6 protein-coding genes are annotated in these 6596 nt (G+C 74.3%); 3 read left to right on the top strand and 3 right to left on the bottom strand.

Going from position 1 to position 6596, the window contains the following annotated elements; all coding sequences use genetic code 11:
• The coding region (locus CWIS_RS07485; RefSeq protein WP_231583722.1) for a thiamine pyrophosphate-dependent enzyme at window positions 1–1090 on the top strand (1090 nt) is incomplete at its 5' end.
• The gene (locus tag CWIS_RS07490; RefSeq protein WP_048342640.1) at window positions 1087–2673 is read left to right on the top strand and encodes an FAD/NAD(P)-binding protein; all 1587 of its coding nucleotides are present in this window, start codon (window positions 1087–1089) and stop codon (window positions 2671–2673) included. The genes CWIS_RS07485 and CWIS_RS07490, both read left to right, overlap by 4 nt.
• Here CWIS_RS07490 and CWIS_RS07495 read toward each other — a convergent pair.
• A complete protein-coding gene (locus tag CWIS_RS07495) occupies window positions 2668–3873 on the bottom strand; it encodes a sensor histidine kinase (RefSeq protein ID WP_048342641.1) in 1206 nt (401 codons plus the stop codon). The genes CWIS_RS07490 and CWIS_RS07495 overlap by 6 nt on opposite strands.
• Window positions 3874–4008: 135 nt before the next feature.
• On the opposite strand from CWIS_RS07495, the gene CWIS_RS07500 reads away from it, so the two are divergent.
• The gene (locus tag CWIS_RS07500) at window positions 4009–4737 is read left to right on the top strand and encodes a GAP family protein (RefSeq protein WP_048342642.1); all 729 of its coding nucleotides are present in this window, start codon (window positions 4009–4011) and stop codon (window positions 4735–4737) included.
• Between the two features lie 3 nt (window positions 4738–4740).
• Here CWIS_RS07500 and CWIS_RS07505 read toward each other — a convergent pair whose 3' ends face one another.
• On the bottom strand, window positions 4741–5766 hold the full coding sequence (locus CWIS_RS07505; RefSeq protein ID WP_048342643.1) for a 1-acyl-sn-glycerol-3-phosphate acyltransferase: 1026 nt from the start codon (window positions 5764–5766) through the stop codon (window positions 4741–4743).
• The coding region (locus CWIS_RS07510; RefSeq protein WP_369796513.1) for a patatin-like phospholipase family protein at window positions 5763–6596 on the bottom strand (834 nt) is incomplete at its 5' end. The genes CWIS_RS07510 and CWIS_RS07505, both read right to left, overlap by 4 nt.

Here is a 6596-nt window from a genome sequence, read left to right on the forward strand (position 1 = left end):
CGCAGTGGCGGTGACGCGTCCCGCGCGCGCGCACGACCCTGGTGCGGTGCCGCCACCGCCGGTCCTGCGGGAGGCACGTCGCCCCGTCATCCTCGCGGGTGGCGGCTGCCAGGCACTGCCCCGCGGCGCGCTCACGGCATGGTCGCAGTCGTGGGGAGCGCCCGTGGTGTGCACCGCGAGCGGCCGCGGGGTCGCCGACGAGCACAGCGACCTGTACCTCGGCGTCGCGGGCCTCTACCTGCACCCGGAGGCGCGCCGAGTGCTCGCGGACGCGGACGTCGTCGTCACCCTGGGCACGCGGCTCGAGGACACGGCCACCATCGGCCTGCCGGTGGCACCGCAGACCATCCAGGTGAACGTCGAGGTCGCCGACTTCGACGTCTCTCGTCCCGGAGCGCTGGTCCAGGCGGACGTCCGTTCGGTCGTCGGTCACTGGGCCCGGCCCGACGCGGTGGACGCGCAGTGGACGAGCCGTGTCCTGGCAGCCGGCGGGGCGCTGCAGGCGTGGGCGCAGGAGCGCGTCGCGACGAACCCCGTGGCCGCAGTCGTGTCCGCCGCGGTCGCGGGGTTGCCACCGGGCTCGACGTTCTGCCAGGAGAACGGCCTGATGGACATCTGGTCGTACCTGTTCCCAGTGACGCGGCTCCCGCCGGAGGTCGACATGATCGTCCCCTCGGAGCAGACGACCCTCGGGTTCGGCTGCGCCGCGGCCGTCGGCGCTCGGCACGCGCGCAGGGGCGACGGCGGGGTGGTGCTCGTCGTCACGGGGGACGGTGCCGCGGCGACGCTGGGCCAGGACCTCGACGCCCCTGCACCGGGCGCGCGCGGCGTCGTCCTCGTCGTCCTCGACAACGCCGGGTTCGGGTGGCTCGAGGCGCAGGACCGTCGCGTCAACGGCGTGCACGGACGGTTCGTGGACATCGCCCGTCCCAGGCTCGCGAGCGCCGCGGTCGCGCAGGTCACGATCAGCCCGGGCGACGTCGCCACCGTGCGCGCGGCCGTCGCGGGCGTCGCATCGGGAGAGATCCGGGTGGTGCGCGTCCCCTGCTCGCTGGAGGACGGCCCGCCCGTCGTGGACGACGTCTGGTGACCGCTCGGGTCGTGGTCGTGGGCGCCGGCCCGAGGACCGCCGGGCTCCTCGGGGCGCTGGCGTCCACGCTGCCCCGCGACGTCGAGGTGACGGTCGTGGACCGCGGTCCGCAGGCGTCGTCCCCGTGGGACGCCGGCCAGGCCGCGCACGTGCTCTCCAACTCGTACGCCCGCGACATCACGCTGACCCGTCCGGGCGTCGGCGTCGGCACCTTCCTCGAGTGGTGCCGCGGGGTGTGCGCCACCGACCTGGCCCGGACCGGGGGCGAGCCCGAGGAGCTCGTGCGCGAGGCGCGGGGGATGTCGGAGCTGGACTTCGCCAGCCGCGGGCTCGTCGGCTCGTACGTCGCTGCGGTCATCGCGGACGCGACCGCGCGCGCGCCGTTCGCGACCCGCTGCACGGCCGGTGACGTGGTCCGCGTCCGTCCTGGGTCGGCACCCCGCGTCGACCTGGCGGACGGCCGGACGCTCTCGGCGGACGTCGTCGTCCTCGCGACCGGGGACGACGACCCCGGACCCCCTGTGCTCGGCGCGTCGGGCCCGCGGACCCTCGACGCCCTGACGCCGGGGCAGCCGGTCCTCGTGCGGGGCATCGGGCTGACGTTCCACGACGTGCTCGCAGCGGTCACCGTCGGTCGTGGCGGCCGCTTCGAGCACGCCCGCGCCGGCCTGAGGTACGTGCCGAGCGGGGCCGAGCCGCAGGTGTGGGCGACCTCGCGGACCGGGGTGCCTCTCGGCCCGAAGCTCGCCCCGATCGCGCTCACGAGCAGCACTCTGGGGTGGGACGACGGCCTCGCGCTCCTCCGGCAGTGCACCGACGTGCCCGCCGCGCACCGAGCCGTGCTCGACCTGCTCGCACGCGTCCTGTCCACGACAGGCCGCGACCTGCTCCTCGCCCAGCTCAAGGGCGTGGGCTCGACGGCCCACGAGGCCCGCCGCCACCTCGCCGCGCAGGTGCGCTCGATCACTGCACCTGAGCCCGAGCGACTCGCTGCGCAGTCGTGCGTACTGGCCACGCTCGAGGCGATCGCCGGCCCCGTCCTCGCGCCGCCCTCGGGGTACCTGGAACGGGCGGCACACGCGACCGCCGCGCTGGAGTCGATCGGGGCACGCCTGACGTCCGGGCCTCCGGCCCGACGCACCCGTGAGCTCGCGGCGCTCGTCGACCAGGGGGTCGTCGTCCTCGCCGGGGCCGAGGAGGGCATCGTGCCGGACGCCGACGGCTGGACGCTCAGGACCCGGTCGGGTGAGCGCGTCACCGGCTTCCCCGCCTTCGTCGACGCACGCGTCCATCCCCGCCGCGCCCTCTGGGCCACCGGTCCCGGCTGGCCGCGCACGCCCGGCGGTCGCCTCGACGTCGACCCGACGACCATGCGGCTGCGCGCGGCGGCCGGCGAGGACGAGCACGCCGTCTTCGTGGTCGGCCCGTCGGGCGCGGGGGCGATCGCCGCACTGCCGCGGCCCGGCGGGCCCGAGACCTTCTTCCAGCAGAACGACGCGCTCGCGTGCGCCGTCGCCGACCTGCTCAGCTCCCCGGTCGACGTCCCGCTCGTCCCTGCAGGCTCGGCGCACGACGTGTCATGACTCGGAGACGAGTCGCCGCGGTGCCGCGCGCGGCACCGTCACCGCCACGAGCCACCCGGACCCGTCGTCGGTCGGGCCGTGCTCCAGCCGGCCTGCGAACGGGGCGATCCGATTGGCGATGTTCGCCAAGCCCCAGCCACCTCGTACGCCCGTCGAGCCCTGGCGGTCGACGGCCACGGAGTTCCACGCGCGCAGCGTCATGGCCACCTGGTCGCTGCCGATCTCGAGAGTCGCGCGGCACGGGCTCGCGTGGGTCACCATGTTCGCCACCACCTCCTGCGCGACGACGTACAGGGTCACACCCGCGGGACAGCTCAGGTCAGTGCCGTGCTCCCGCAGCGTCAGGTCGACGCCCAGGCTCCGCGCGACGCGCACCGTGTCGTCAAGACGGCGCCGGCACTCCGCGAGATCGGGAGTCGTGCTCCCGTCCGCCCCGAGCTCGTCGATCATGGCGCGGACCTCGCCCAGCGTCGCATCCGCGCACGCCTTGATCTCCCGCACCGCGCGCGCCACCTGCCCGGGGTCGTCCGCGCGCATGGCGAGCGACGCCTGGAGCGACACCGCCGCGAGCCGACCCGCGACGATGTCGTGCATGTCGCGCGCCAGACGGACGCGCTCGGCGCTCACCGCGAGCGCGCTGCGCGCCTCGGACGCCTGGCGCTCGTGCCGTGCGGCCAGCTCCTGAGCGATCGAACCGGCCGCCACCTTCTGGGTCTGCTCGCGCATGCGCCGCAGGTTCTGCGCCCACCACACCGCCAGCCCGCTGAGCACGACGTTCTGCAACGCCAGGACCATGACGTGGTCCTGGCCGACCACCTGATGGACCGCGGCGGCGATCGTCGCGACGGTCACGGCGCCGGCGACGCTCCACGCACACCATCGCCACACGCCGCGCGCCTCGAGCGTCCCGACGAACAGGAGCTCGAAGAGCATCAGCATGGCCAGCGGGCCCGCATCGGCGAGCACCGCCACGAGGAGCAGCACCACGAGACCCGGGATCACGACCGCATAGCGCGCGCGGTGACGATGTGCGAGCGCGACGAGCGTCCCCGCCACGACGGCCGCCGTCGCGACAGCTGTCGAGCCGCGACCGTCGAGTGCGGCCGGCGGTCGCGCCAGCGTCAAGGCCGCGGCGGCGGCCCCGGTGCCGAGCGCCGCGCCCCATCCGGGCACGTCCCCCGGGCGCCTGTGCACCCACATTCGTGCTGCCCCCCGCATGGCCGTCATCGTGACACAGCACACACCTCGTCGGGTGAGCGACTTTGGTCGCGCCGATGGTGGGATGTGCCGGTGCGGGTTCCCCCGTAGCGTGGGGCGCTGCCGGAGGGGGCGGACATGGACGAGCTGACACCTGCGCTGGTCGCGGCGCTCGCGGGGCTGGCGATCGTGGACAGCGTGAGCCTGGGCACCCTGGGGATGCCCGTCTGGATGCTCGCCCAGCCGCGCGTGCGCACCCGTGCGGTCGTGGTCTACCTCGCGACGATCGCGGCGTTCTACTGGGCGGTCGGCGTCGCCCTCCTCGCCGGGCTGCAGGCCGTGATCGAGGGCTTCGCCGACGTCGAGAGTCGCGTGCTCGACTGGGTCCAACTGGTCGTCGGCGTCGGGCTGTTCGCCGCGAGCTTCCTGTTCGACGGCGCGATCGCACGGCGCCGGCGCGAGCGCCGCGAACGCTCGGGCCGGGTCAGCCGCTGGCAGAGGGCGCGTCAGCGGATCGTCGGTGAGGACGCCAGCCCACGCGTCGCCGCGGGCGTCGCGATCGGCGCGGGGGTCGTCGAGCTCGCAACGATGCTGCCGTACCTCGGCGCGATCGGCCTGCTCACCGCGAACGGGGTGGGGCTCGCGGCAGGATCGCTCGTGCTCGTCGGCTATGCGCTGGTCATGGTCCTGCCTGCGTCCGTGCTGCTCGTGGCCCGCCTCGCTCTGGCCCGGCAGGTCGAGCCGACGCTGCAGGGCATGAACGGCTGGTTCGAGCGTCGCGGCGGAGACGTCCTGGCGTGGACGCTCGGGATCGTCGGCTTCCTCGTCGCGACCGACGCCGTCGGTCGCCTCCAAGCCGGGTCGTGAGCCTCAGGCGCCCTTCTCAGCGATCCACTCGTCGATCGCGCGCCAGTGTCCGAACAGCCATGCCTCCTGCGCGGACCCGTCACGGGGGACGTCGTCGGGCTGCAGCGACCAGCCCTTCATCACGATGCGCTTGTCCATCGGCAGCTCGCGCCAGATGTCCCGCACGGTCACGAGCTTGTCGAGGCCCGTGTGCGCGACGAACACCACGCCCGCCTGCGGCGCCGCGTCCAGCGCCGACAACAGCCCGCCCGCGTGCGGGGCCATGACGTTGACCATCTGCTCGGCCTGCGCGGCGAGCTCGCTGCGACCCGAGCGGTGCAGCGCCTCGATGCGGCGCAGCCGGCGGCGCGGCGTGACGTTGCCGCCCTCGGGGAAGATCAGCAGCGCGTCGTCGCCGTCGAGACCGAGCGCGAGGTCGCCCACCGCGTCGGACAACGGTGGGGCGCCGTGCGGCCGCGCGCTGCGCGGGGTGATGAACTGCGCCGGCAGCCGGTTGAGCAGCACGTCGATCGCCGGGTCCCACTGGAGCGTGTCCTTCAGGACGATCCGCGGCTCGCGGTCGAACCAGTTCAGCAGCGCGTGCACGAGGATGAACGAGTCGCCGGGCCCCGCGTGCCGGCTCGCGACCACGATCGGCCTGCCCTCCAGCACGTTGCCCAGGTCCGCGTCCTCGATGTCGATCGTGAGCCGCAGCGTCTTGCTGATCTGCCAGAACAGCACGCGCAGCATCAACCCCGCGAAGCGGTAGTGCGCGCCCTGGAACGCCGGACGCCGGATGCGCCAGCCGAACCCGCTGCCCACCCACAGCACGAAGCAGACGACGAGCACGGCCGCGTCCCAGTAGAGGTAGAACACCGCCATCCACAGCACGCGCAGGATCCGCAGCCGTCCCGGCAGGAGCCACGTGATGACCGCGCCGACGAACGCCGCGAGCAGCACGCCGATCGGCAGCACCACGATCGCGAGCAGCAGGAGCACGGGGGCGAGGACCACGCGCCGCACCCACCGCGGCGGCAGACGCCAGCTCACGCGCGTGCCAGGTAGGCGCTCGTCGCGGCGTGCGCGGCGTCCATACGGGCCCGGACGGTGTCCATCCGTTTGTACGAGCTGAGCTTCTCGTCGCCCTTCGTCGGACCGCCGCTCGGCAGGATGTGCACGGTGACCCCCTCGGGGACCTCGTCGATCTCACGGGCGAACCGGTGCCTACGGGCGATCTCGAAGCTCACGCGCGCGACGTCCGAGGGCTTGTCGGGTGCGACGAGGGCCTCCTCGATGCGCCCGACCTGCAGCACGTACACGGTCGTCGCGCCGCGGCGCCACGCCTCACCGAGCGGGATCGAGTTCACGAGACCCCCGTCGACGAAGTGCTCGTCGCCGATCTGCGTCGCGGGCAGGATCCCCGGCACGGACGCCGACGCCATCACCGCGGGCACGACCGGGCCGGTGTCGAACCACTTCTCCGCGGCCCGTTCGATGCACGCCGCGGCCACCGCGAGGGGCACCGTCAGGTCCTCGAACCGGGTGTCCGCGCCGATCATCTCGGCGACCAGCTCGCGCAGCGGCCCCGGGTCGTTCAGGTGCGTGCGGGACTTGGCGAGCCGCGCGAGCTGCTTGGGCCACGAGTCCCCGTAGACCGCGGCCGCGGTCGGCGACGCCCAGGCCCGCGCGAGCCGTTCGACGACGGCCGGCGTCGGGTCGGCCGCCACCGCCGAGCCGTTGATCGCCCCGATCGAGGTCCCGACGACGAGCTCGGGCCGGATCCCGGCGTCGAACAGCGCGCGCAGCATCCCGACCTGCACGGCCCCGCGCACCCCGCCGCCACCGAGCACGAACCCGACACCCATGGCCACACCCAACCA

Origin of the sequence: Cellulomonas sp. A375-1 (assembly GCF_001040865.1) — a bacterium.
Classification (GTDB): Bacteria; Actinomycetota; Actinomycetes; order Actinomycetales; family Cellulomonadaceae; genus Cellulomonas; species Cellulomonas gelida.